At 73.3% G+C, this 25821-nt stretch carries 22 protein-coding genes and 1 tRNA gene; 6 read left to right on the forward strand and 17 right to left on the reverse strand.

Annotation, left to right across the window (positions count from 1 at the left end):
* Positions 1–140: 140 nt before the first annotated feature.
* The 5 genes from ACIQUC_RS02805 to ACIQUC_RS02825 form a co-directional block, all read right to left on the reverse strand.
* Positions 141–1112, reverse strand: a complete 972-nt coding sequence (locus ACIQUC_RS02805; protein ID WP_402262981.1) for a helix-turn-helix transcriptional regulator — start codon at positions 1110–1112, stop codon at positions 141–143.
* The gene (locus tag ACIQUC_RS02810) at positions 1105–2136 is read right to left on the reverse strand and encodes a helix-turn-helix transcriptional regulator (RefSeq protein ID WP_402262984.1); all 1032 of its coding nucleotides are present in this window, start codon (positions 2134–2136) and stop codon (positions 1105–1107) included. Before ACIQUC_RS02810 ends, ACIQUC_RS02805 begins: the two co-directional genes overlap by 8 nt.
* A gap of 71 nt (positions 2137–2207) precedes the next feature.
* Complete coding sequence (locus tag ACIQUC_RS02815) at positions 2208–3137, reverse strand: hypothetical protein (RefSeq protein WP_402262987.1); 930 nt, start codon at positions 3135–3137, stop codon at positions 2208–2210.
* 43 nt (positions 3138–3180) lie between these two features.
* A complete protein-coding gene (locus ACIQUC_RS02820) occupies positions 3181–4263 on the reverse strand; it encodes a tRNA (adenine-N1)-methyltransferase (RefSeq protein ID WP_022906241.1) in 1083 nt (360 codons plus the stop codon).
* Complete coding sequence (locus ACIQUC_RS02825) at positions 4260–4970, reverse strand: HAD family phosphatase (RefSeq protein ID WP_022906240.1); 711 nt, start codon at positions 4968–4970, stop codon at positions 4260–4262. The genes ACIQUC_RS02820 and ACIQUC_RS02825 overlap by 4 nt, the downstream gene beginning before the upstream one ends.
* 162 nt (positions 4971–5132) lie before the next feature.
* Between ACIQUC_RS02825 and ACIQUC_RS02830 the strand changes: the two genes are divergently transcribed.
* Positions 5133–6062 (forward strand): proteasome assembly chaperone family protein, encoded by a 930-nt coding sequence (locus ACIQUC_RS02830; protein WP_031261723.1) that lies wholly within the window; start codon positions 5133–5135, stop codon positions 6060–6062.
* A 204-nt stretch (positions 6063–6266) separates the two neighbouring features.
* Here the strand turns inward: ACIQUC_RS02830 and mshC are convergent, their stop codons facing one another.
* Genes mshC through ACIQUC_RS02845 form a run of 3 tightly spaced genes read right to left on the reverse strand, consistent with a single transcriptional unit; the run spans position 6267 to position 9714 of the window.
* Positions 6267–7511: a cysteine--1-D-myo-inosityl 2-amino-2-deoxy-alpha-D-glucopyranoside ligase gene (gene mshC / locus ACIQUC_RS02835; protein WP_402262992.1), complete on the reverse strand. Its 1245-nt coding sequence runs from the start codon at positions 7509–7511 to the stop codon at positions 6267–6269.
* The gene (locus ACIQUC_RS02840; RefSeq protein ID WP_402262995.1) at positions 7508–8338 is read right to left on the reverse strand and encodes an undecaprenyl-diphosphate phosphatase; all 831 of its coding nucleotides are present in this window, start codon (positions 8336–8338) and stop codon (positions 7508–7510) included. The genes mshC and ACIQUC_RS02840 overlap by 4 nt, the downstream gene beginning before the upstream one ends.
* A 59-nt stretch (positions 8339–8397) precedes the next feature.
* Positions 8398–9714, reverse strand: coding sequence for a M20/M25/M40 family metallo-hydrolase (locus tag ACIQUC_RS02845; protein WP_402262998.1), 1317 nt, complete (start codon positions 9712–9714; stop codon positions 8398–8400).
* A 176-nt stretch (positions 9715–9890) separates the two neighbouring features.
* On the opposite strand from ACIQUC_RS02845, the gene ACIQUC_RS02850 reads away from it, so the two are divergent.
* Positions 9891–9976: transfer RNA gene (locus tag ACIQUC_RS02850), tRNA-Leu, on the forward strand.
* A gap of 76 nt (positions 9977–10052) precedes the next feature.
* Here ACIQUC_RS02850 and ACIQUC_RS02855 read toward each other — a convergent pair.
* From ACIQUC_RS02855 to ACIQUC_RS02880, 6 genes are all read right to left on the reverse strand, one after another.
* Positions 10053–11513, reverse strand: a complete 1461-nt coding sequence (locus tag ACIQUC_RS02855) for an HD domain-containing protein (protein WP_402263000.1) — start codon at positions 11511–11513, stop codon at positions 10053–10055.
* 140 nt (positions 11514–11653) lie between these two features.
* Positions 11654–12982: an NAD(P)/FAD-dependent oxidoreductase gene (locus ACIQUC_RS02860; protein WP_022906234.1), complete on the reverse strand. Its 1329-nt coding sequence runs from the start codon at positions 12980–12982 to the stop codon at positions 11654–11656.
* Positions 12983–13014: 32 nt separating this feature from the next.
* Entirely contained in the window at positions 13015–13224 is a 210-nt protein-coding gene (locus ACIQUC_RS02865; RefSeq protein WP_022906233.1) for a hypothetical protein, read from the reverse strand.
* A 7-nt stretch (positions 13225–13231) separates the two neighbouring features.
* On the reverse strand, positions 13232–15145 hold the full coding sequence (locus ACIQUC_RS02870) for a DEAD/DEAH box helicase family protein (RefSeq protein WP_022906232.1): 1914 nt from the start codon (positions 15143–15145) through the stop codon (positions 13232–13234).
* Positions 15146–15162: 17 nt separating this feature from the next.
* Positions 15163–16413 (reverse strand): DNA polymerase IV, encoded by a 1251-nt coding sequence (dinB, locus tag ACIQUC_RS02875; protein WP_402263005.1) that lies wholly within the window; start codon positions 16411–16413, stop codon positions 15163–15165.
* A gap of 523 nt (positions 16414–16936) precedes the next feature.
* Positions 16937–18091, reverse strand: coding sequence for an acyl-CoA dehydrogenase family protein (locus ACIQUC_RS02880; RefSeq protein ID WP_402263008.1), 1155 nt, complete (start codon positions 18089–18091; stop codon positions 16937–16939).
* A gap of 23 nt (positions 18092–18114) precedes the next feature.
* Between ACIQUC_RS02880 and ACIQUC_RS02885 the strand changes: the two genes are divergently transcribed.
* A complete protein-coding gene (locus ACIQUC_RS02885; protein ID WP_402263011.1) occupies positions 18115–18909 on the forward strand; it encodes an SGNH/GDSL hydrolase family protein in 795 nt (264 codons plus the stop codon).
* A 6-nt stretch (positions 18910–18915) separates the two neighbouring features.
* On the opposite strand, the gene ACIQUC_RS02890 is transcribed toward ACIQUC_RS02885, so the two are convergent.
* Positions 18916–20295 (reverse strand): serine hydrolase domain-containing protein, encoded by a 1380-nt coding sequence (locus tag ACIQUC_RS02890; RefSeq protein ID WP_402263014.1) that lies wholly within the window; start codon positions 20293–20295, stop codon positions 18916–18918.
* Between the two features lie 147 nt (positions 20296–20442).
* Between ACIQUC_RS02890 and ACIQUC_RS02895 the strand changes: the two genes are divergently transcribed.
* Positions 20443–21789, forward strand: coding sequence for a hypothetical protein (locus ACIQUC_RS02895; protein ID WP_402263017.1), 1347 nt, complete (start codon positions 20443–20445; stop codon positions 21787–21789).
* Between the two features lie 67 nt (positions 21790–21856).
* Here ACIQUC_RS02895 and ACIQUC_RS02900 read toward each other — a convergent pair whose 3' ends face one another.
* The gene (locus ACIQUC_RS02900) at positions 21857–23089 is read right to left on the reverse strand and encodes a D-alanyl-D-alanine carboxypeptidase family protein (protein WP_402263020.1); all 1233 of its coding nucleotides are present in this window, start codon (positions 23087–23089) and stop codon (positions 21857–21859) included.
* Positions 23090–23333: 244 nt separating this feature from the next.
* Positions 23334–24161 (reverse strand): TrmH family RNA methyltransferase, encoded by an 828-nt coding sequence (locus ACIQUC_RS02905; RefSeq protein ID WP_402263023.1) that lies wholly within the window; start codon positions 24159–24161, stop codon positions 23334–23336.
* 107 nt (positions 24162–24268) lie between these two features.
* Between ACIQUC_RS02905 and ACIQUC_RS02910 the strand changes: the two genes are divergently transcribed.
* Positions 24269–25123 (forward strand): Sir2 family NAD-dependent protein deacetylase, encoded by an 855-nt coding sequence (locus ACIQUC_RS02910; protein ID WP_022905893.1) that lies wholly within the window; start codon positions 24269–24271, stop codon positions 25121–25123.
* A 7-nt stretch (positions 25124–25130) separates the two neighbouring features.
* Positions 25131–25769, forward strand: coding sequence for a histidine phosphatase family protein (locus ACIQUC_RS02915; RefSeq protein ID WP_402263027.1), 639 nt, complete (start codon positions 25131–25133; stop codon positions 25767–25769).
* The last annotated feature ends 52 nt before the right edge of the window (positions 25770–25821 follow it).

Here is a 25821-nt window from a genome sequence, read left to right on the forward strand (position 1 = left end):
GGGCGGCGTACGGGAGGCGCGGTGCGGGCTGGCACCGCGCCTCCCGTCCCGTCGGTGGGCGCGTCTTCGGCTGGGCCGACGCGCGGGAGCGGCCCGCGCACGGGTCGGCGCGCCGACGCGCAGCGCAGCGGGAGCGCGCCTCAGTCGGCGGCGAGGGCCGCGGCGGCGAAGTCGCGGACCGCGGCGCGCGCGGCCGGCGGGTCGAGCACGACCGCGCGACCGGGCAGCCCGGCGACGAGCCGCACGACGCCGTCGAACCCGTTCGACGCGGCCAGTCGGATGCGCACCCGGCCGTCGGTGTCCGGCGCGTCGGCCGTGTCCGCGAGGAAGTCGGCCACGAGCGGCAACGACGACGAGTCGAGCTCGACCGTGACGATCACGTCCTCCGCCGACTGCTGGAACAGCGTGTCCGGGATCACGACGTCGTCGATGGACTTCTCGGCCGGACGGTCGTCGACCCGCACGCCGGACATCCGGTCCAGGCGGAACGTCCGGAGGGCCTGTCGGTCGAGGTCCCACGCCCGCAGGTACCAGTCGGTGTCGATCGACTCCACGCGCAGCGCGTCCACCCGGCGGGTGCTCCCCCGCGTGCGGGGTCCGGCGTAGTCGAAGACGAGTCCTCGGCAGTCGGCCATCGCGCGACGGATGGTCGCGAGGGCGACGTCGTGCAGGTCCTGTCCGACCGTCACGTTCGCCGCCGCACCACCGGCGCCGCGGGAGAGCTTCGCCATGAGGGCCCGGATCGCGTCGCGGTCGGCGGCCTCGGGCAGGGCGGAGAGGTACTGCAGCCCGGCGATGAGGGCCGAGGCCTCGCGCGCCGAGAGCCGGGGCGAGTCGTCGATCGCGACGAGGTTCGTCAGCACGATCATGTCGTTCTGGTCGAAGTCGTCCCAGGCGATGTCGAACAGGTCGCCGTGCTGGTACTGCATGGTCTCGCCGGGGACGCCGGACACCGCGATGAGCTCGACGGCGCGGCGGATCCGGGTCTCGGGCACGCCGAAGTGCCGCGCGGCCTCGGCGACGGAGACCCGCTCGCGGTCGATCAGGTAGGGCACGAGGGCGAGCAGGAACGCGAGCTTGTCCTGTGCCTGGAGCGGTTGCTGCTCAGCCACGGGTGCTCCCGTCGTGGTCGTCGGTGTGGTCGGCCACGAGGGCCGTCAGGCGCGCGGTCACCCGGTCGCGCAGGTCCTCCGGCTCGAGCACACGGACCTCGGGGCCGAACGCGGCGAGCTCCTCGGCGAGGATCTGCGGGTCGACGTGGTGCAGCACGAGGACGCCGTCGTCGTCGGTCTCGGTGTCGCGACGTCGCGCGAGCCGGCGCGCGGCGTCGGACCCCGGTGCGACGCGGATCCGTGCGGTGCGGGCCGCCCAGACCCGTTCGAGTTCGGCCAGGGCGCGTTCGCCGGCGCCGGCCGGAGCCGGGTGCCGTCCGACCTCGAACTGCGTGACGGGGCCGACGATCCGGGCCAGCAGGTAGTTCTTCTCGCTGCCCGTCGCGAACTCGTGTGCGGCGAGCATCCACCGGCCGCCGTGCTGGACGAGGGCGAGCGGCGCGACCTCCCGACGACGGGGTTCGTGCTGACCGGGCGTGATGTAGTCGAACCGGACCGCCGCGGCCCGGTCGAGCGCCGAGCGCAGCGGTTCGAACGCGACGTCGCGGGCGCGGAGCCGCGGGGCGTACGCGTCGACGCCGATGGCACCGACTGCGTCGTCCTCGGACCCGGCGGAGCGGACCTTGAGGAGGCCACGGCGGGAGTCGGCGGACAGCGCGCCCTCGCGCCAGGCCATCGCCGCGAGCGACAGCAGCGCCGACTCGTCCGGCGTGAAGCGGACGTCGACCGGCAGGTCGTACTCGCCCTTCGGGATCCGGTACCGGAGCGTCTGGTTGTTGCCGGCCGCCCCGGGCGTCTCGATCGTCTCGAGCGGGATGCCGAGCTCGCGGACGTCGTCCTTGTCGCGCTCGAACTGTCGCTCGAGCGAGGCGTTGTCGCCGCCCGTCGTGAACCGCTGCCGGTAGCCCTGGACGTTCGCCAGGATCTCGGACTTCGTCAGCCCGGACTCCGTCGAGAGCAGCGCGAGCACCAGGCTGAAGAGCCGTTCCTCGGCAGGCACTCGGGGCACACGGGTCGCTGGCACGAGCCGATCCTACGGCAGCGCGGGTGCACCGGAGTGCACCCGCGCCGCGGTCGGTGGACGGTCCGGGAAGGTCAGGCCGAGACCTTCCCGAGGACGTCGATCACGTACGCGTACGCCTGTCCCTGCTGGTGCACGATCGCGAGGACCTGGTCGCCGACGCGGTGGCCGACGATGGCGTTCCGGACGCCCTCCTGCACCTGGCCCTTGGCGAGCGGGACGCTCTGCGCGCCCGACCCGTCGGTCCAGCTCGAACCGGCGACCGACGAGTCGGCGCCGTCCGTGCCCCAGGACACGGCGGTGTACTTGATGAGGGCGGTGTCCTTCTCGGTGAGCACGGCGCCGCTGCCCTTGCGGAGCAGGTGCGTCTCGTCCGAGGACGGCGCGCTCCACGACGGGATCGTGATGCCGGGAGCACCGGAGGGTGCGAGCACGACGGCGGGCATGCCGTCGCCGGCGAGCTGCGGGGTGCCGGTGGCGCGGGCGTCCCAGGCGCGCTTGACGTCGATGACCGCGATGACGGCGTCCTCGGTCTTGCCGGAGGTCGTGCCGGTGTCGCCGGTCGTGGACGAGTTGAGCGCGCTCTTCGGCAGGGCGACGGCGAGGCGGTCCCCGACGTGCGCGCACTCGAGCGAGGCACCGAGGGCACCGTAGTTGTCGGCGCCGGCCGTGATCGGGGCCGTCTGGCCGGAGTACCCGCTGGTCTGCGCGACCTCGCCGGTCGAACCGTCGACGAGCGTGTACTCGATGAGGACCGGCGTGCCGTCCTCGATCTCGCGTCCGTCGCCCGTCTTCAGGACCGAGACCTGCGTGCCCTTCGTGGTGAGGCCGCTCGGGACGCTGACCTTCGGCTCCTTGCCGAACGCACCCGTCGCGGTGACCGCCTCGGACGCGGCGCCGGGAGCGGCACAGCTCGACGGCGTGGAACCGGCCCCGCTCGCCGCGCACCCGGTGAGTGCTGCGGCGAGGCCGATGGTGACCAGGAGTGCGGGGATGGTGCGCACGGACCCTCTTTCCGTTCGATGCAGGACGGGCACGACGCGTAGCCTACCGGTCGTCCTCAGCAGGGCCGTCCGCGTCGGACGTCGCGGGGCCGGCCTCGGCAGCGGCGACCTTGCGGGCCTGCGCCGCCGCCTGCCGAGCGACCTTGCGGAGCTTCTTGTCGCTGGCCGACCGCTCGCCGACCGCGCCGGGGGTCCAGGCCTCGACGTCCTCGTCGGAGAACTCGGCCTTGCCTGCGCGACGCTTCAGGTTGGGGAGCACGACGCCGTCCGCCAGCCGGCGTGCCGTCACGAGGAACCCGGTGTGCCCCACCATGCGGTGGTCGGGTCGGACCGCGAGGCCCTCGACGTGCCAGGTGCGCACGAGCGTCTCGCTCGACTGGGGGTCCGTGAACCGACCGGTGTCCCGGAGCGCCTCGGCGGTGCGGGACAACTGCGTGACGGTCGCGACGTAGCAGACGATGAGGCCCCCGGGGACGAGGGCGTCGGCCGCGGCGTCGACGCACTCCCACGGCGCGAGCATGTCGAGGACGACCCGGTCGACACTCTGCTCGTCGACGGCGCCCGGCAGTTCCTCGACGAGGTCGCCGACGGTGACCGACCAGTTGTCCGGGACGGCACCGAGGAAGGTGCCGACGTTGCCCCTGGCGATGGCCGCGAACTCCTCGCGACGCTCGAACGACCGCAGCTGCCCGGTCGGGCCGATCGCCCGGAGCAGGAAGAGCGAGAGCGCCCCCGAGCCGACACCGGCCTCGACCACGCGGGCGCCGGGGAAGACGTCGGCGAACGCGACGATCTGGGCCGCGTCCTTCGGGTAGACGATCGCCGCACCGCGGGGCATCGACATCACGTAGTCGTTGAGCAGCGGGCGGAGCGCCAGGTACTCGTCGCCGGTGCTCGCCCGGATCACCGAGCCGTCGGGCTGCCCGATGACGTCGTCGTGACGGAGCACGCCGCGGTGCGTGTGGTACTCACCGGCGACCTCGAGCGAGAGGGTCGTGAGCTTGCCCTTGGGGCCGGTCAGCTGCACGCGGTCACCGGCGCGGAAGGGTCCGCGCGGCGGGGTGTGCGGCGCTCCCCCGGCGGTGTGCGGGAGGTGCTCGGTCGGGTTCGGGACGGCGTCGGTCATCGCGCGACCTCCTGGGTGCGGGCGGCGAGGGCCGGGCCGGTCAGCTCGACGAGCCGGTCGACGTCGACGTCCGCGAGGGTGGTCAGGTGGACGTCGCCGCCCGTGATGTCCGACAGCGGCACGATGTGCTCGACGGCGACCGTCACCGCGCCGGAGGCCACGGCCGAGGCGACGCCGGTGGCGGAGTCCTCGATCGCGATGCAGGCGGTGGCGTCGACGCCGAGCTGGGCCGCGGCGGAGAGGTAGGCGTCCGGGTACGGCTTCGGCCGCTCGACGTCGTCACCGGCGACGACCACACGGAAGCCGCGGTCGCCGATCGCCTCGGCGGCGACGAGCGCCATCTTGCGGCGGGACATCGTCACGAGCGCGGTCGGGATGCCGCGGTCGTGCAGCCCCTCGATGAGTTCTCGGGCGCCCGGTCGCCACGGCAGTTCGCCGTCGCGCAGTCGTTCCATGACGTAGTCGGTCATCCACTGGATGATCTCCTCGACCTCCATGTCGACGCCCTTGTCGCGGAGGAGCTCGCCGGAGCGCTCGAGACCGCTGCCGACGAGGGACAGTCCGTCCTCGTGGGTCCACTCGGCGCCGTACCGCGCCGTCAGCTCGACCTGGGACTGCTGCCAGATGGGCTCGGTGTCGATGATCGTGCCGTCCATGTCCCACAGCACGGCTGCGGGCAGGACTCGGTCGGGGTGCTGGGCGGTCACGGGCGACGAGTCTACCGGGGCGGCCGGACCCGCTTTCCGCTCACCGCGGACGCATGGACGCACTGCGGTCGAGCGGCCCTATCCTTGTTGCTGCGATTCGTGTCCGGCCGAGGGCGGTCCCGCACCGCGCTCGCCCCGCTCCACCACCAGGAGGTCCCGTCCGTGCCACAGCACTCCCCCTTCAGCGACGGTCGACTGCTCGTCGTCGCCTTCGAGGGCTGGAACGACGCCGGAGAAGCGGCGAGCGGTCTCGCCAGGCGCATCGTCGAGTCGCTCGAGCTCGACGAGCTGCGTGAGCTCGACGGCGAGCGGTACGTCGACTACCAGTTCAACCGGCCGAACGTCGGCACGGACGAGAACGGCGGGCGCGGCATCCAGTGGCCGCGGATCGTCCTGCACGGCCCCGGCGCCGAGGGCCGGCCCGTGATCGGCGCCACCGGCTCCCCGTCCGAGCGCGACGTGTTCGTGCTCGTCGGCCCGGAGCCCTCGCGCACCTGGCGCGGCTTCTGCGCCGAGATCATCGACCTCGCCGACGTCTACTCGATCGACGCGGTCGTCTTCGTCGGTGCGATGCTCGCCGACGTCCCGCACACCCGGCCCATCTCGGTCTTCGTGTCGAGCGAGAACGCCGGCGTCCGTGCCGCGTTCGACGTCGACCGTTCGTCCTACGAGGGGCCGACCGGCATCCTCGGCGTCCTCGCCGACGCCATGGACACCGCCGGGCTCACCACGCTGTCGCTCTGGGCCTCGGTGCCGCACTACGTGCACAACTCGCCGTCGCCGAAGGCCACGCTGTCGCTGCTCGACAAGATCGAGGAGCTCACCGACGTCACCGTCCCGCGGGGATCGCTGCTCGACGACGCCACCGAGTGGGAGGAGGGCATCGACGCCCTCGCGGCCGACGACGAGGACATGGCGTCCTACATCGGCCAGCTCGAGCAGGCGCGCGACACGGTCGACTCCCCCGAGGCCTCGGGCGACGCCATCGCGCAGGAGTTCGAGCAGTACCTGCGCCGTCGCGAGCGCAAGGACGGCAAGGACGGCGGTACCGCCGGCGGCGAGGGCTTCCGCCCGCCGCCTCCCGCGCAGTAGACGCGACCGACGGACGGACGGGAGGCGCGGTGCCAGCTGGCACCGTCCCTCCCGTCCGTCCGTTGAGGACGTTCCGGGCGCGCGGCCGCGCACCGAACGGGCGCGGTCCGTCACGCTCGGCGCGCGGATCCGGCCCGTTCCGCCCTTTCGGCGAATCCGAGCGGCGCGTCCTGCCCGCTCGGCACCGGCGCGGCGGCCTCGGGGTCAGCCCAGGCGGATGCCGAGGAGCGCGTCGACGAGGTCGACGAGCTCCGGCGTGACCGCCGTCCCGCCCGCGATGGCGGTGTCCACCGCCGCGACGGCACCGGGCGTGTCGAGGTCGTCCGCGACACGGGCCCGGACGCGCGCGACGACGTCGGCCGCGTCGTCGGCGTGTCCGGCATCGCTGCCGGACGCCCACGCATCCCAGGTCGCCAGACGCGTCGTCGCGCTCGTGAGCTCGGCGTCGAACCACTCCCAGTCGTCCGAGTACTTGTGCGACAGCAGCGCGAGCCGGACCGCGCGGGGGTCGGCGCCGTCGTCGAGCAGGCCGCGGACGGTCACGAGGTTGCCGAGCGACTTCGAGATCTTCTCGCCCTGGTAGGCGATCATCCCGGTGTGCACGTACGCGCGTGCCAACGGCTGGTGCGCGAGGGCCGCGGCGTGGCCCGCGCTCATCTCGTGGTGCGGGAAGACGAGGTCGCTGCCGCCGCCCTGCACGCTGATCGGCAGGCCGAGCTTGTCGCCGGCGATCACGCTGCACTCGATGTGCCACCCCGGACGACCGGGGCCGAGCTCGGTGTCCCAGCTCGGTTCGCCGTCGCGGGCTGCACGCCAGAGCAGCGGGTCGAGCGGATCGCGCTTGCCCGGGCGGTCGGGATCGCCGCCCCGCTCGGCCGACAGGGCGAGCATCGTCTCGCGGTCGAGTCGGCTCTCGTCGCCGAGGGTCCACGACTCGGTCGGACGGTTCACGTCGAAGTAGACGTCGTCGCCGTCGGAGTCGTCGGTCGGCACGTCGTAGGCGTAGCCGGTCTCCTGCAGGAACGCCACGGCCGCCGCGACGCGCTCGACCTCGTCGGTGACGGCCACGTAGTCGTCCGGCGGCAGGATGCGCAGCGCCTCCATGTCACGCCGGAACAGGTCGATCTGCGACGCGGCGAGGTCCCGCCAGTCGACGCCGTCACGGGCGGCGCGTTCGAGGAGCGGGTCGTCGACGTCGGTCGTGTTCTGGGCGTACTCGACCTCGAGCCCGGCGTCGCGCCACACGCGTCCGAGCGTGTCGAACGCCAGGTAGGTCGCGGCGTGGCCGAGGTGGGTCGCGTCGTACGGGGTGATGCCGCAGACGTAGAGCGCCGCCCGCTCCTCGCCGCCGGTCGGGTCGACGGGCTTGCCGCTCGCCGTGTCGTGCACGACCGGGCGGGGCGCGGAGCCCGGGACGTCGGGGACGGACGGGACCTGCCAGGCCCTCACGGCTGGATCACTCCGAGCGACAACAACACGATGAGAACGATACCGAGTGCGATGCGGTAGACGACGAACGGCATGAAGCTGCGCTTGCTGATGTAGTTCATGAACGCGGCGATGACGACGAAGCCGACGACGAACGCGACGACGGTCGCGATGAGCGTGTCGACGACGCCGAAGGGCGCTCCGGTGTCCCCGAGGCTCGTCGCCGCCTCGTACAGCCCGGAGAGGAACACGGCCGGCACGGCGAGCAAGAACGCGAACCGGGCGGCCGCCGGGCGGGTGTAGCCGAGCGCGAGCCCCATCGACACCGTCGCCCCCGAGCGCGACACCCCCGGCACGAGCGCGAGCATCTGCGCCAGGCCGATCAGGATCCCGCCGCCGAAGGTCATGTGCTCGAGGCGGCGCACCTTCTTGCCGACGACGTCGAGGACGCCCAGCACGATGCCGAAGACGATGAGCACGATCGCGACGATCCAGAGCGACCGGAAGGTGGTCTCGATCGAGTCCTTGAGCAGCAGCCCGGCGACACCGATCGGGATCGTGCCGAGGATCACCAGCCAGCCGAGGCGCACGTCCGGGTCGCCCTTCGGCACGTCACGCCGGACGACGGAGCGGAACCACCGGCCGACGATCCGGGCGATGTCCTTCCAGAAGTAGATGAGCACCGCGGTCTCGGTCCCGAGCTGCGTCACGGCGGTGAACGCCGCGCCCGGGTCCTGCGCGTCCGGCAGGAACAGCCCGACGATGCGCAGGTGGGCGCTGGACGAGACCGGCAGGAACTCGGTGAGCCCCTGGACGAAGCCGAGGAAGATCGCCTCGAGGATGTGCACGCACGGGCCTTTCGGGGAAGTCGGTCAGGACACCGCCACGGAGGCGACCACGCACGGTATCAGTACGTGGCGAGGAGGTCTCCGAGGACCCGCCGACCGAACGCGAGCGCGTCGAGCGGCACCCGCTCGTCCACGCCGTGGAACATCGCCGGGAAGTCCACCCCGGCCGGCAGCTGGAGCGGGACGAACCCGTACCCGGCGATGCCGAGCGTCGAGAGCGCCTTGTTGTCCGTGCCGCCCGAGAGCAGGTAGGGCAGGACCGGGGCACCGGGGTCGTGGCGGCCGAGGACGTCGCGCACCGCGTCGACGAGCGGCCCGCCGAAGTCCTGCTCGAGGCCGATGTCGCGGAAGGACATCACCACCTCGACGTCGTCGCCCGCGAGCTCCCGCACCCGCGCCAGCACCGCGTCCTCGTCGCCGGGCAGGCACCGGATGTCGACCAGGGCCTCGGCGCGGTCCGGGATCACGTTGTGCTTGTACCCGGCCGTCAGCACCGTCGGGTTCGTCGTCGTGTGGAGCGCCGCGTGGATGAACCGCGAGGCCGAGCCCGTCGCGAGCGCCACCTCGTCCGGGCCGGTCACCGTGGGGTCCACGCCGAGGAACCGCGCGACCTCGGCGACCATCGCGTCCGTCGTCGCCGACAGCCGGACGGGCCACTCCTCGCTGCCGATCCGGGCGACCGCGGCGGCGAGCTTCGTGACCGCGTTGTCGTGGATGACGTGCGAGCCGTGCGCCGCCGTGCCCGTCGCGACGAGCTTGATCCACATGAGCGCCTTCTCGCCCGTCTGCAGCAGGTAGGCACGACGGTCGCCGAGCGTGATCGAGTAGCCGCCGACCTCGCTGATGGCGGCGTTCGCGCCCCGGAACACCTCGGGGTGGTGCTCGACGACGTGGTGGGAGCCGAGGACGCCCCCGGCCTCCTCGTCAGCGAAGTACGCGATCACGAGGTCCCGCTCGGGTGCGCCCTGCCGCTCGATGACGTCCGACAGCGACGTGAGCATCATCGCGTCCATGTTCTTCATGTCCACGGCGCCGCGACCCCAGAGCATGCCGTCACGGACCTCGCCGCCGAACGGGTCCACGGACCAGTTCGCCGGGTCCGCGGGCACGACGTCGAGGTGGCCGTGCACGACCAGGGCGGGCTTGTCGCGGTCGCGTCCGGGCACCCGGGCCACGACGCTCACCCGGTCGGGCTCGGACTCGAAGAGCTGCGGCTCGAGTCCGAGTGCTCGGAGCTCCGCCTCGACGTAGTGCGCCGCCTCGGTCTCGCCGCGGGACTTCCCCTCGCCCCAGTTCGTCGTGTCGATGCGGATGAGGTCGCGGGCGATCGCCGCGGTGGCCTCGAGGTCGGTCGGCGTGGCCTCCGGGTTCGTCATGGCCCCACGCTACCGGTCGGGTCCGACGTGCCCGGTGCCCGGCGGGACGCGCCCGGCGTCACGGCGAGACGCGCCCGGGATGCGTCGCCGTGTTCATCGCGCGTTCAGACCCGTGCTAGTGTCTTCTCTCGGCAGGAACGCCGGGGAAAACCCGGGAAACAGACACCAGACACCCTGTCCGGGTGGCGGAAATGGTAGACGCGCTAGCTTGAGGTGCTAGTGCCCGTATTAGGGCGTGGGGGTTCAAGTCCCCCCTCGGACACACGAAGGAGAAGCCCCCTGGTCATCGGCCAGGGGGCTTCTCCCGTTCCGGCCGCGGCGGCGACACGGACCCGCGATCAGTGTCGGATCGCCTCCCGCACCCACCGCGCGGCACCCTCCGCATCGACGAAGCGCCCGTCGTCCTGCGCGTCCGCCGCTGCGTCGAGGAGCGCACGGAACCGCGGCCCCGGGACGAGCCCCGCGTCGATGAGGTCGCGGCCCGTCACGAGGCGCGGCCGCGGCCCCGACACCTCGTCCGCCAGCACGACCTCGAACCACGCCCACGCCGGTGACGGCCCCGACGCCGGGCCACGACCCCGCGAGTCCGCCTCGCACACCCGTGCCCAGACCTCCACGGCCGACAGCGGACCGCCGAGTCGGCGCCGGAGTCGTCGCGCGGCCGGGACGGACGGCGGCGCGCCCGTCGTCGAGTGCGCCACCATGTGCTCCCGGATCGCGGGGACCACCCGGTCGACGACGGCCCTCGGCGCACCGATGCGGCGGAGCAGTGACCGCGCGGCACGGGCACCGCTGACCTCGTGTCCGAGGCTCCGGATCCGGACGGTGCCGTCCTCGCCCCGCACCCGCTGCGTGCCGTCCCCTGCTTTGCCGAGGTCGTGCAGGAGCGCGGCGAGCACGACGACCGTCCGGTCCTCCCCCGTCACCCCGTCGGCCGTGCAGGATGCCGCCGCGGCGTCCGCTGCGAGCCCCAGGTGCACGTGCACCGGACCCTCCGGGTGCCAGTGCGGGTCCTGCGGCACGTCGCGGACCGCGGCGAGCTCCGGGAAGTGCCGTTCCCACCCCGTGGCGTGGAGGACGTCGAGGGCCCGCGAGGGGTGGTCGCCCCTGGTCACCTTGCGCACCTCCGGCCAGGTGCGTTCCGGTGCCACGGCGGGGAACGCGTCCACCAGTGACCGGGCGACGGCGACCGTGGCGGGGTGCACGGTGAGGTCGAAGCGCGCGGCGAGCTGGGCGGCCCGCAGCACCCGCAGCGGATCGTCGACGAACCGCTCCGAGGTGTGCCGGAGGATCCCCCGAGCGGCGTCCTCGATCCCGCCGAACGCGTCGACGTACTCGTTCGTCGCCGGGTCCCAGGCGATCGCGTTCACGGTGAAGTCCCGACGGGCGGCTGCCCGGACGAGGGCCGCGTCGTCGCTGCCGCTCGGGAGCACGGCGACGTCGGCCTGCACGCCGAGGAACACCACCTTGAGCACCTCGAACCGCGTGCCGGCGAGGACGACGACGGCCCCGGCCGCGCGGAGGGCGTCCATCACCGCAGCCGTCTGGGTGCCGTGCACCTCGACGTCGACGTCGTGCTCGGGGTCGGTGCCCGACCGCCCGGTCTCGCGGAACACGGCGTCACGGACCATCCCGCCGACGAGGAGCGCGCGGCCGACGCTGCCGAGGACGGCGAGGAGCGCGGCGACGGCACCGGTCACGCCGAGCGCGTCCTCGGGGTCCGTGGGGCCGGGGCACCGGTGGACGGCCGCGGGCCGGCGAGCGGCACCGCAGCGGGGGCAGGAGATGGTGGTGGTCACGTGCGGCGTCTTCCAGGACCTCCGTGCGGCGGCACCGAGGGAGTCAGTCTGCCGCACCATGCGCGTCGGCGCGACCGGACGACGGACAGGAGGCGCGGTGCCAGCCGGCACCGCGCCTCCTGTCCGTCAGTATCTGGCGTCTACGACTTCGACGCCTCGACGAAGGTGCGGCGCGGGTCGGTCTCCTTGATGAGCGACGTTGCGTCGCGACCCGAGACAGCACCGGTGATCCACCCGATCACGATGCGCACCTTGCGGTTGAGCGTCGGCATCGCGTACACGTGGTACGCGCGGTGTGCGAGCCAGGCGAGCAGGTTGGTCATCTTGATGCCCTTGATGTTCGCCGCGCCCTTCGCGACACCGTACGAGGCGACGGTGCCGATGGACGGGTGGCGGTACTCCTCGAGCGGCTTGCCGGTGATCGTCGCGACCACGTTGTCCGCGGCCACGACGGCCTGGCGGACGGCGTTCTGCGCGTTCGGCGGGTAGTACGCCGGCTGCTTCTCGGCGGTCAGGTCGGGGACCTGCGCGACGTCGCCGAGGCCCCAGACGCCGGGGACGACCTCGTGCGTGTCCTCGCTCTCGACCTGCAGCTTCGCGTTCGCGGCGAGGTGGCCCTTCGGACCGCGCGGCAGGTCGGAGGCGTCGAGGAGCGGGTTCGGCTTCACGCCGGCGGTCCAGACGAGCAGGCCGGCCGCGAACTCGTCGCCGTCGGAGAGCTTGATGACGCCGCCCTCGGCGCTCGGCATGGTGGTCTTCAGGCGGACGTCGATGCCACGGGCGCGGAGGGACTCGAGGGTCCACTTCGACAGCTCCGGCCCGACCTCGGGCGCGACGCGGTCGAGCGCGTCGATGAGGACCCAGCGGGGGTGCTCGCCGGCGAGCGACGGGTACGTCTTGATGGCGGCCTGCGAGACGTCGAACAGCTCGCCGATCGCCTCGACGCCGGTGTAACCACCGCCGACGAAGATGCTCGTGAGCAGGCGGCGGCGTTCGTCCTCGTCACGCGTGGCAGCGGCCTTGGCGATGTTGTCGAGGAGCTTCGCGCGGACGTAGGCAGCCTCTTCCACGCTCTTGAAGCCGACGCCGTACTCCTCGAGCCCGGGGGTCGGGAAGGTGCGGGTGACGGAGCCGAGGGCGACGACGAGCTGGTCGTAGCCGAGCGTGCGGTCGTCGCCGCCCGCCGTGGCGATCGAGACGGTCTTGTCGGCCGACGAGATCCCGGTGACCTTGCCCTGGATGACCCGCGTCTTGCGGAGCGCGCGGCGCAGCTCGAAGGTCACGTCCTTCGGGGCGATGTGGCCACCGGCGACCTCGGGCAGGAACGGCAGGTACGTGTAGTACGTGTTCTGGTCCACCAGCGTGATGCGCATCGGCACGGTCGCGGCGTGCTTCTGGAGCTGCTTGACGGTGGTGTAGCCAGCGGAGCCGCCGCCGAGGACGAGGACGTGAGGGATGGAGTCTGCCATTCCCCCGGTCTACCCGACTTCGGCTTGTGATGTCATGTGCCGCGCGGCCTGTCGCGGAGCCGCCACCAGGCGGTCTCGGCGAGTTCGACGCCGGTGTAGACGCCGTGCGGGGTCCGACGGGACTCGGTGAGCGAGAAGCGGCGGAGCCGGTAGCCGCCGCCGAAGCGGTCGATGATGGCCTCGGGTGAGGACTCGGGGTCGCGCTTGACGTACCAGGTGCGGTCGTCGACGGCCTCGATCACGCGGTGCTCACCGACGCCCGCCGATCCGGGAGCGCAGCACGTCGATGCGCTTCTGGATCTGCTCGATGCTCGCCTGCGCGACCGCCGGACCCCCGCTGATGCGGCGGAGCTCCGCGTGGATCGCGCCGTGCGGCTCGTTCGCGTGCCGCGACCAGATCGAGACGAGCCGGTGCAGTTCGGACCGCTGCTCCTTGATCGTCTGGTACATCGGGCGGTCCTCGGTGGCGGCTGCGGCCTTGGGCATGCCGTCCTTCGGGGTGCGCCCCTTCGCCCGCTTCGCCTGGGTCGCCTGCCGCGCGCGGAGCAGGTCGCGCACCTGGTCGGGCTCGAGCAGCCCCGGGATGCCGATGAAGTCGAGTTCCTCGAGCGATCCGACCTCGCCGCCGGTGCCGAACTCGCCGCCGTCGTAGAGGACCCGGTCGAACGATGCCTGCGAGTCGAGCGCCTCGAACGGCTGGACCTCGAGCAGGCTCTCCGACGCGCGGTCCTCCTTGTTGGCCTCGGCGACCATCGCGTCCTCGGGGTTGTACATCCCGTCGTCGGCGTCCTTCGGGCGGTCGAGGGCGTGGTCGCGCTCGAGTTCGAGGGAGGCAGCCAGCGCCATCAGGCCGGGCACGCTCGGCAGGAACACCGACGCCGTCTCGCCGCGCCGTCGGGCTCGGACGAACCGGCCGATCACCTGGGCGAAGAAGAGCGGGGTGCTGGCGCTCGTCGCGTACACGCCGACGCACAGTCGCGGGACGTCCACGCCCTCGGACACCATCCGGACGGCGACCATCCAGCGCGAGGTGTCCTCGGCGAAGGCCTGGATCCGGCTCGACGCCGCGGCTTCGTCCGAGAGGACGACGGTGGGCCGCTCGCCGGTGATCTGCTGCAGGATCCGGGCGTAGGCGCGGGCCGTGGTGGTGTCGGTGGCGATGACGAGGCCGCCGGCGTCCGGAACGCCTCGCCGGACCTCGGTCAGGCGCTTGTCGGCCGCGGAGAGGACGGCCGGCATCCACTCGCCCTCCGGCGAGAGGGCGGTCCGCCACGCCTGGGCGGTGATGTCCTTCGTGACCTGCTCGCCGAGCGACGCCGACATCTCGTCGCCCATGCGGGTCTTCCAGCGCATCTGCCCGGCGTACGCCATGAAGAGCACCGGACGGACGACGCCGTCCTTGAGGGCGCGCCCGTAGCCGTAGTTGTAGTCGGAGATCGAGGTGCGGATGCCCTGCTCGTCGGGGGCGTACTGCACGAACGGGATCGGCGCGGTGTCGGAGCGGAACGGGGTCCCCGACAGCGACAGGCGGCGGGTCGCCTTCGAGAACGCCTCCCTGATGCCGTCGCCCCAGGTGAGGGCGTCGCCGCCGTGGTGGACCTCGTCGAGGATGACGAGCGTCTTGCCGCCGGCGGTGATCTTCTGGTGGACCTCGGGGTTCATGCCGACCTGGGCGTACGTGATCGCCACGCCCTGGTAGTGCCGGCCGAACATGCCGTCGCCGTTCTTGAACATCGGGTCGATCCGGATGCCGACACGGTCCGCCGAGTCCGCCCACTGCCGCTTCAGGTGCTCGGTCGGCGCGACGACGACGATGCGGTCGACGGTGCCGCGGGCGAGGAGCTCGGTGGCGAGCCGGAGCGCGAACGTGGTCTTGCCGGCGCCGGGCGTGGCCGCGGCGAGGAAGTCGCGCGGCTCGGTCTCGAAGTACTTCGTCAGCGCCTCGACCTGCCAAGCGCGGAGCTTCGAGGCGGTGCCCCAGGCGGCACGGTCCGGGAACGCCGGCGACAGGTTCTGCACGGCCGAGTTGCCCGCTGCCTCGGCAGCGGCGACGGCCTCGTCGTGGGCGACGACAGCGTGCTCAGGTGCGGCGGTACCGTCGTCCCACAGGGCCGCGGGCTGGTCCCCCGCCCCTGGCTGATCGGTGTACTCGGCTGCGCTCACTGCACGAGATTCTACCGTCACCCTTCGTCCTGCCGAGCGTGCGGGACGTGCCCCTCGGGCGTGCCGCGCACCAGGGATGCCGGTCGGAGCACGCCGGCGCCGAAGCGAGCGGCGACCGCGTCGATCGTCGTCTCGGTCTCGCGCCACGGCGCGTCGTCGTCCCACAGCGCGTTGCTCGCCGCGGCAGGCACGAGGTTCTCGCCACGGACCCCGATGAGGCGGATCCGGTTGCCCGGCCGGTGCAGCACGTCGTACAGCTCGACGGCTTCGCGGTGCAGGCGCTTCGCGACGTCGGTCGGTTCCGCGAGGGTGCGGGACCGGGTCAGCGTGGTGAAGTCGGTGTAGCGGACCTTGAGCGCCACCGTCCGTGCCTGGACGTCGGCGCGCCGGAGTCGCACGGCCACCTTGTCGGCGAGGCGCAGGAGTTCACGGGCGACGTCGTCGCGCTCGGTGAGGTCGTGGCCGAAGGTGACCTCGTGCCCGATCGACTTCTCGCCGACGCCGGCCTCGACCGTCCGCGGGTCGCGGCCCCAGGCGAGGTCGTGCAGCCGCTGGCCACCGGCGGGCCCCAGCGCGGAGACGAGCGAGCCGAGGGGCGTGGTCGCGAGGTCGCCGACCGTCCGGATGCCGCGGCGCTCGAGGGTCTCCTGCGTCTTGCCGCCGACGCCCCACAGCGCGGAGACCGGCTGCGGGTGGAGGAACGCCACGGTGTCGGCCGCCGGCACCACGAGGAGCCCGTCCGGCTTCGACCGGCTCGATGCGAGCTTCGCCACGAACTTCGTCGACGCGGCGCCGACCGAGCAGTGCAGCCCGGTCTCGGCGAACACTGCGGCGCGGATCGCCCGGCCGATCTCCCACGGCGTGCCGTAGAGCCGGATGGCCCCGGCGACGTCGAGGAACGCTTCGTCGATGCCGAGCTTCTCGACGCGCGGTGTGAACCGGTCGAAGACGTGCATCACGGCGTCGGACTTCGCCCGGTACTTCTCGAAGTGCGGCTCGACGATGATCGCGTTCGGGCACCGACGCTTGGCGACGGCCATCGGCATCGCGGAGTTCACGCCGTACTTGCGTGCCTCGTACGTGGCGGCCGTCACGACGGAGCGGTCGGAGTCGTGCCCGACGATCACGGGCAGGCCGCGGAGGTCCGGCCGGTCCAGCAGCTCGACCGAGGCGAAGAAGGCGTCCATGTCGACGTGCAGCACGGTCGCCGTGACGTCGTCCACCGGTGCGTCCGAGACGAGCCGGTTGCGTCCGTCCTGTTTGCTCACGCGCCGATGATGCCACCACCCACCGACATCGCGGTTCGAGGGGCGGCGGCGGCCGGGCGCTAGCCGGGCAACGCCGCACGAAGCGGCGCGAGCGGCACCGTGCGGCATCCGTCACCGCGTGCCGGGTTGCCCGCTCCGTGCGGCGCTACAACCTCGCACCGATCGGGCAGCGCCGCACCGGCCGGCGCGCCCCGCACCGTGCGGCGTCGGCGATCGCTGGGCTGCACCGTGCGCCCTCCGCCACCGCGTGCCGGGTTGCCCGCTCCGTGCGGCGCTACAACCTCGCACCGAGCGGGCAGCGCCGCACCGGCCAGCGGACCCCGCACCGTGCGGCGTCGGCGATCACCCGGCAGCACCGTGCGGCTCCCGTCACCGCATGCCGGGTTGCCCGCCCCGTGCGGCGCTACAACCTCGCACCGAGCGGGCAGCGCCGCACCGGCCGACGGTCCCCGCACCGGGCGCCGAAACCCGCACCGTGCGAGCCGGCCGCCCGCGCCCCCGCCCGCACCCCCGCCCGCGCCCCTCAGGCGGGCGGCCCGAGCACCGACGCCGCGATCGTCCGCGCCGCCGAGTCCCGCGTCGACGGGTGGTACTGCCCCGCCCGGACGTCCCGCGCCAGCCGCGCCAACTCGCTGCCCGCCCGGTAGGCGCTCCCGCCCACCACGCGCATCGCCTCGTCCACCGCGTGCGCCGCTGCGTCCACCGCCCGGGCCTTCGTCCCCACGAGCAGCGGGAACCACCGCGCCCCGAGGTCATCGAGCTCGTCCACCGACCGCGCGAGCGACGAGACCTGCAGCTCGACCCCGTCGACGGCGCCCTGCACGTCCGCGATCGCCCGCCGGACGTCGGGGTCCGCGGAACGCGGAGTCCCGTCCCGCGCGGTCCGGGCGTGCACCGCCGACACCGCCAGCGACACCGCCCGCGAGGCGATCCCGACGTACACCGACGCGACGAGGAGCTCGAACGCCGCGAAGACCCCGAACACGAGCGGGTCCTGGTTCGGCCCGACCGGCAGGCTCCGCACGATCCGGTCGGCCGGCACGTGCACCCCGTGCAGCAGCGTCGTCCGGCTCTGCGTCGCCCGCATCCCGAGGGTGTCCCAGTCGTCCAGGTGCTCGACGTCGCCGTCCGACCGCAGCACGAAGCCGTGCACCAGTCGCGGTTCCGCGCCGCTGCTGTCCTTCCCGAACACGCTCAGGACGTCCCACGCGGGTGCGAGCGAGGTCGACACCTTCGTGCCCGTGAACCGGTAGCCGCCGTCGCCGTCCGGCTCCGCCGACGTCGTCGAGTCGAACAGCACGGCGTCGTTGCCGGGTTCGCTCACCCCGAACGCGAGCAGGCGGTCGTCCGCCGCGTGGTCGGTGACGGACTGGAGGAACGACTCGCCTCGCGCGGTGACGGCGCGCGCCGCCTGCACCCAGACCTGGTGCATCCCGAGTCCGAGCGCCGTCGCCGGTGCGGCCTGCGCGAGCCGCTGCTGCACCGCTGCCGTCGCGGCGAGCCCGAGCCCGGCGCCGCCGCGCTCGACGGGGACGCCGAGTCGGAGGTAGCCCGCCGCCCGCAGCTCGTCGAGGTCCTCGGCGCAGAACGCGTTCCGGGCGTCGTAGTCGGGCGCACGCGCGGCGATCCGGTCGAGCAGCTCGTCGGGCAGGCTCCGGGACGGGTTGGCCTTCGTCATGGCACGAGACTATGGTCCGAGGGGTGTCAGATCGTCATCCGTGGTCCAGGTACGTCGCGATCGGTGACTCGTTCACCGAGGGGATCGGGGACCCCGACCCCACGGTGCCCGGCGGCAACCGCGGCTGGGCGGACCGGGTGGCCGAGGTCCTCGCGCACCAGTCCGACGACTTCGCGTACGCCAACCTCGCGATCCGCGGACGGCTGCTCCAGCAGATCATCGACGAGCAGGTCGAGCCGGCGCTGGCGCTGCACCCGGACCTGGTGACGGTGTCCGCGGGTGGCAACGACATCATCCGCCCGGGCTCCGACCCCGACGAGCTCGCCGAGCGCGTCGACGCGATGGTCGCCCGGCTCCGGAGCGACGGCGCGACCGTGGTGCTCTTCACCGGGCCCGACGTCGGCATGACCCCGGTCCTCGGGATGGTCCGCGGCAAGACGGCGATCTACAACGAGAACCTGCACGCGATCGCGTTGAAGCACGGTGCGATCGTGGCGAGCATGTGGGCGCTCCGCGTCCTCCGCGACCCGCGCATGTGGGCGCCCGACCGACTGCACCACTCCCCCATGGGCCACGCCACCGTCGCCGCCGCGGTGCTGGACGCACTCGGTGTCGAGCACGGCCTCGAACCGTTCAACCCGGAGCCGCTCGAGGCCCGGCCGTGGCGCGAGGCCCGCGCCGAGGACCTCGGCTGGGCGCGCGAGTACCTCGTGCCGTGGGTGGTGCGGCGGATCAAGCACACGTCCTCGGGCGACGGCGTGACCGCGAAGCGGCCCGAGCTCCAGGACGTCGTCGAGCACCGCTCCGACATCCCCTAGTCCCGGTCAGTCGGCGGGGCGCCGGAGCGTCATCGGCCCGTCGTGCAGGGGTTCGGTCCCCCACTTCGCCCCGACCGTGCCCCGGTCGAGGTCGAGGCGCAGGTGCAGCAGATGCGGCGTCTCGACGAACCGCAAGGCGACGCGAACCGTCCCGTCCGGCTCGGTCGCGGCGCTCGCCGCGAGGGCGCCGTCGACGGCCCATCGTCCTTCGCCGAGCGGCACCGAGTCCGAGCGTCCGTCGTCGGTCACGGTCATACGGATCCCGTCGCCGTCGCGCGCGAACGTGACCGCGTCGAGGATCCCGCCGGGGCGGGACCGCAGCGAGACCTCGGCGAGGTGCTCGGGGAGGCGACCACCCGCCACCGGTGGCAGCCCCAGGGAGGCGAGCCGCGCCTCCAGGCCGGCGTCCGCGGCCGCGTCGACGTCCACTGCGTCGAGGGCGGGCAGGAGGTGCTGCCAGGCCGCGTCGAGGACGGCCTGCATGTCGAGGCTCTGCCCGGTGAGCGCGAGGACGACGTCCTGCTCGGGCAGGACGACGCAGAACTGGCCGTAGGCGCCGTCGCCGCGGTACCCGTGGCGGGCCATCCAGAACTGGAAACCGTAGCCCTGCGACCAGTCCGGGTTCTCCTCGCCCGGGTTCTCGACCTGCGTGCTCGTGGCCTGGGCGACCCAGTCCTCGTCGAGGATCCGCTCGCCGTCCCACACGCCACGCTGCAGGTACAGCTGGCCGAGCCGCGCGATCGCCCAGGTCGGCGCGTAGCAGCCGCTGAAGCCGAGCTCCGCGCCGGTCTCGTCGCGTCGCCAAGCGAGGTCGTCGATGCCGAGCGGGTCGAGCAGCCGCGGGCGCAGGTAGTCGACCAGCGTGCCGCCGCTGACCCGCCGGACGATGGCACCAAGCGTGTAGGTGCACGGCTGGTTGTAGGCGAAGACGCTGCCGGGCTCCTCGTCGGGCGGCGTGAGCAGGAAGCCGCGGACGAGGTCGTCCGGGTCGGCGGCACGGGCCCGGTCGAGGGCTTCCTCGCGGTGCCCGCTCGCCATCGCGAGCAGGTGCCGGACGCGGATCCGGCGGCTGCGCTCGTCGGTGATCTCGGCGTCGAGCTCAGGGAAGTACGACAGCGCGGTGGCGTCGAGGTCGATCAGCCCCTCGCGGACGGCGATCCCGACGGCTGCGGCCGTGAAGCTCTTGCTGAGCGAGTAGAGCAGGTGGACGCGGTCCTCGGCGTACGGGTGCCACCACCCCGCGGCGGCCACCTGACCGTGGCGGAGCAGCACGATGCTGTGCGGCTCGACCCCCGGTGTGGACTCGAGTGCGTCGAGGAACCGGTCGACACCGCCGGCGTCGATGCCGAGGGCGGACGGGGCAGCGGTGGGGAACGTCGTCGTCACACCATCGACCCTACGCGTGCGGTCGACCGGTGCGTCGGACGGAACCCGGGACGAGCCTGAGAGGCACGGCATCCGGGTCACGGCCGCCGTCCACGCTCCTGCGCAATGATCCCCCGGTACGACTGCACCACAGCACGAGGGGGCCCGATGACGGCAGCGGTCCGCCCGGGGCGGGTGTCGGCGGCGGTGCCCGCGCGGTGGACGGTGCCCGCGCTGTCGACGGTGCTCGTCGCCGTCGCCACGGCCGTGCTCGCATGGGTCCGCATCGGCGCCCCCGCCCGCGGCGTCGCCTGGGCCGAGGACTCCGGGCGATTCCTCACCGACCGGCTCGTCCTCGGCCCGGTCCGGTCCGTCTGGCACCCGTACGACGGGTACCTGCACGTCCTGCCCCGCCTCGTCGTCGACTCCGCCGTCGCGACCGGGCGCATCGACCTGTACGCCCTGACGGTCTCGGCGCTGTCGTGCGCGGTCCTCGGCGCGGTCTGCGGCACGGTCTTCGCGCTCGCCCGCGACGTCGTGCGGTTCTGGCCGCTGCGCGTCCTGCTCGCGGTCGTCCCGGCGGTAGTCCCCCTCGCACCCGTCGAGATCGCCGGCACCGCGGCGAACCTGCACTGGTACCTCCTGTTCGCGGCACCCTGGCTCCTCGCCCACCGTCCGCGGAGCTGGTGGGCGGCCGGTGCCACCGCCGCGGCCGTCGGCGTCGTGACGACGAGCGAGATCCAGGCGGCCGTGTTCCTCCCGCTGCTGCTGATCGGCCGTCGGCAGGTGCGCGTGCTGCCCGTCGCCGCGACCGCGGTGCTCGGTGTCGCGGCGCAGGCCACCGCGGCCCTCACGCACCCCCGTTCCGCGACGCACCAGGGTGGCATCACCTCGTTCCGGGACATGACCGCCGGGTTCCTCGCGCAGGTCGTCGGCGGCAGCTGGGACGCCGACGTCCGCGCCGTGGGTGCCTCCGTCGCAGCGCACGGCTGGTGGGTCGTCGCCGTGCCGGCGGCGCTCGTCGTCGCCGCCGTGGTGACCGCGCTCGTGCGGGCACCCTGGCCGGCCAGGTGGATGCTCCTCGCCACCACGGTCGGCGCCGGCCTCGTCTGGTACGCGGCGCTCATCGTGAACCGGACGCCCGGCACCACGTGGTCGACGTTCACCCCGTCGGACTGGGCGGACACCGAGCCCCTGCGCTACGCGGCGGCGGCGTCGATGTTCCTCGTCGCGGCCGTGGTCCTCGCCGCCGACGTCCTGCTCGCCCGCGGGCGGTGGCCCTGGCGTGCGGCCGGCGGGGCGCTCGTCGTCGTGACGGTCGCCGCCCTCGTCGCCGGGAGCGGAGCGACACCGCTCCGCGCGGACGGCCCCGTGTGGGCCGCCCAGGTCGAGCACCGTGCGGCCCACTGCGCCGCGCATCCCGGGGACACCGTCCGGATCGGCGGGATGCCACGGCTCGCCGGGTGGGACGCGGTCGTGCCCTGCTCGATGATCGAGCACGCCGTCGGGCGCTGAGCCGGTCGAGCGCGCCGTCGGCCCGACCCTCGTCAGGCGCGCCGTCGGGCGCTGCGCCCGTCGGTCGTCAGGCGCCCTGGAACGGGTTCGTCCACCGCCACCAGACGCCCGGGTCGTCGATCGACCGCTCGAGCACGAGCGGGACCGTCACCGCGTCGTGGTCGGTGATCGTGAACCGGACCCGGCCGACCCGCTCCCCCTTCGTGCCGAGCGTGATCCGGTCGAGGTGCGTCGACGCGGACACCGTCGTCCTCCCCCAGACGAGCACCTCGGCCGCCCGGCCGGACACCGCGTCGGCCTCGTCCTGCCACGGCGTCGAGAAGGTCCCGAACGTCTGGCCGGCGTGGGTGAGCGTCACGACCTGGAAGTTGTCGGCGACCGACCGCAGCAGCCGTTGGACGTCGTCGTCGAGCGACTCGTGGTCGACGCCGCCGAGCATCGCCCCGACCACCGTCACCTGCCGGCCGCCCCGCTCGTAGGTCGCGGCGAACAGCAGGCACGCCCCGGCCTCGTCGAGCGTGCCGGTCTTGATGCCCTCCACGCCGTCGAGCCCGAGCAGCTTGTTCGAGTTCTCGATCTCGCCGGCACCGGGGACCGTGACCTGCTTCGTCCCGACGACCTCCTTCACCACCGGATCGGCGAGGGCCAGTTGCCCGAGCGTGACGAGGTCGGTCGCGGTCGAGGTGTTGCCGGCGTCGAGGCCCGTCGGCTCGTGGATCGTGGTGTGGTCGAGTCCGTGCTCGTCGAGCCAGGTGTCCGCCGCGGAGCGGTACGCGTCCATCGACCCGAACGCCCACAGCGCCAGCGCACCGGCGTAGTTGTTCGCGGACTTCATGAGCATGACCTGGAGCGTCTGGTACTCCGACAGCCGCAGGCCGGCCGGCATCGGCGCGACCTCGCCGTTCACCGCCAGGTACTTCGCGTAGAGCGCCTGCATCCCCGGGCTGAACGTGATCGTCGGCCCGGACTCCCCCTGCTCCAGCGGCTTCGCGTCGAGGACGACGAGCGCCGTGACCACCTTCGAGATGCTCGCGATCGACCGTGGCTTGGTGTCACCGCTCGTGCGGAGGCTCTCCGGGAAGTCGGTGGCCTCGACCGCGGTCGCGCCGTAGCCGGGGAACGTCAGGTCCGGCACCGACGACGTGGGCGCCGAGTAGGTCGTCGTCGAGGCGCTCGCCGGGGCGAACGGCACGACGGCCGCGGCCACGAGGTAGCCGACCGCCAGCACGAGCACGGCGACGACCGAGACGGTCACCGGCCTCCGGACGGCGGAACGGGGGCGGCGGACGACTCGTGACACGGGAACCGAGCGTACCGGGGGCGTGTCCCGCGTGGCTGCGAGGACGCGCGGACAGCGGGACGGCGGACGGGAGGCGCGGCTCGGCCCCGACACGGACGGTCGCGTCCGGCGGGACCCCGGTCCCGGGTCGCCGGTCACCCCGACGCGGTGCGGTGCCACGGGCGGCGGGACGGTGGAGGCGGGACGCGACCACCCGGTCCCCCGGCCCGACCGACGGGGACGAGCCGCGCCTCCTGGACGCGACTCAGGCGCGCTCGGCGGCGAGCCGCTGGGCGTGGGTGACCGCCCACAGGCCGACGGCGCTCGCCGCGGCGACGTTCAACGAGTCGACGCCGTGCGCCATCGGGATCCGCACCGTCGTGTCGGCCGAGGCGATCGCCGCGGGCGTGAGGCCCTGCCCCTCGGTGCCCATCACGAGCGCCACGCGCTCCGGCACGTCGGCGACGAAGGCGTCGAGGTCCACCGAGCGGTCCGTGAGCGCCATCGCGGCGAGGTGGAAGCCCTGCGCCCGGAGCTCCTCGCCGGCGGCCGGCCAGTCGCCGATGCGGGTCCAGGGGACCTGCAGCACGGTGCCCATGCTGACCCGGACGCTGCGGCGGTAGAGCGGGTCGGCGCAGCGTGGGCTGACGAGGACCGCGTCGGCCCCGAGGCCGGCGACGCTCCGGAAGACGGCGCCGACGTTGGTGTGGTCGACGATGTCCTCGAGCACGACCACGACCCTCGCGTCGCGCACCACGTCCGCGACGCTCGGCAGTTCCGGACGGTGCATCGCGGCGATGGCGCCACGGTGCATGCGGAACCCCGTGAGGTCCTCGAGCAGGTCGTCAGGACCGACGAACACCGGGCCGTCGTGGTCCGCGACGACCGGCAGGACGCTGTCCAGCCACTTCTCCTGCACGAGCACGCTGCGCGGGACGTGACCGGCCCGCACGGCGCGCTCGATGACGGTGTTCGACTCGGCGATGTAGAGCCCGCCCTCGGGCTCGGACACGCGGCGCAGGGCGACGTCGGTCAGCCGGGCGAAGTCGTCGAGACGGGGGTCGTCGAGGGAGTCGATGCGGACGGCGTGCACGGGGCTCGATTCGGTGTCGGGAGGGTGTCGCCCGCGACGCCGTGGGGCCTCGCACGGCGGGAGGGAAGTGACCGGGTCGGTCGGCTGTTGAGGGTACCGTGAACACGATGGCCACGAGCGAACCGACCAGCCCCCAGGGCGCGACCGCGTCCGCGCTCGACCTCGACCGCGCCGTCGAGCTCCTCGCGGGCAAGCGCATCGCGGTGCTCTCGGGCGCCGGGCTGAGCACCGACTCGGGCATCCCCGACTACCGCGGTGCCGGCCGCGTCGTCCGCAAGCCGATGACCTTCCAGGAGTTCCGCGCCGACCCAGCCAAGCGCCAGCGCTACTGGGCCGGCTCGCACCTCGGGTGGCGGACCTTCGCGGCGGCCCGTCCGAACCCCGGGCACCAGGCGCTCGCCGCGCTCGAACGCGACGGTGTCGTCACGGGCATCGTCACGCAGAACGTCGACGGACTGCACCTCCGCTCCGGGTCCCGGCGAGTCGTCGAGATCCACGGATCGATGGACCGTGCCGTCTGTCTCACCTGCGGGCAGGTGTTCTCGCGGGCCGACCTCGCGGCTGTGCTCGACCGCGACAACCCGTGGATCGACGAACCCGGGTCGGTGCAGCTCCAGCCCGACGGCGACGTCGAGATCACCGACGTCGACCGCTTCCGGGTGCCGGACTGCTCGGTGTGCGGCGGGGTGCTGAAGCCCGACGTGGTGTTCTTCGGCGAGTTCGTGCCGGCCGAGAAGTTCCGCGAGGCCGTCTCCATCGTCGCCGAGGCCGACGCACTGCTCGTCGTCGGCTCCTCGCTCACCGTGAACTCCGGCGTCCGACTGGTCGACCACGCCGCCCGCCGGAAGCACCCCGTCGTCATCGTCAACCGCGGTGCGACCCGGAGCGACGCGCGGGCCGCGGTCAAGATCGACGCGGGCACGACCGAGACCCTCGAAGCCCTCGCGGCGCGTCTGCGATGATCGAGCGGTGACGACGCTCCTGTACCTGGTCCGGCACGGCGAGACCGACTGGAACGCCGAACGGCGCATCCAGGGCTCGACGGACATCCCGCTCAACGACACCGGACGCAGGCAGGCACATGCCACCGCGACCCTGCTCGGGCGACGCCGGTTCGACGCCGTCGTCGCATCCCCGCTGTCCCGAGCGTTCGAGACGGGTGCCGTCATCGCGGCCCACCTCGACCTGCCCGAGCCCTCGACGTATACCGGACTCGCCGAGCGCTCCTACGGCGAGGCCGAGGGCCTGACCGACGACGAGGTCCGGGCGCGGTACCCGCACGATGACATCCCCGGCCGCGAGTCCCGCAGCGCGCTGCTCGCCCGGGTGACCGAGACGCTCGGCGAGATCGCGGTGCGGTTCGACGCGGGCCGCGTCGTCGTCGCCACGCACGGCGCCGTCATCCGCACCGTCGTCAACGCCGCGGCCCCGGGGACGGCCGACCGGCACAGCACCCCGATCCGGAACGGGTCGGTCCACTCCTTCCGGTGGGACCCCGAGCGCTTCCGTGCGGAGCTCGTCCGGTTCGACGACCCGATCGACGAGGTGTCCGACGCCGAGGGCCGCTCGGCGTTCGCGGACCAGAAGCCCCTCGAGCGTCGGGCGTAGCCGGGGACACCGTACTAGGCTCCGATGCACTCGCAGACCCGAGCGTGTGAGG

It is taken from the genome of Curtobacterium sp. NPDC098951, assembly GCF_044759965.1.
In the GTDB taxonomy this organism is placed as follows: domain Bacteria; phylum Actinomycetota; class Actinomycetes; order Actinomycetales; family Microbacteriaceae; genus Curtobacterium.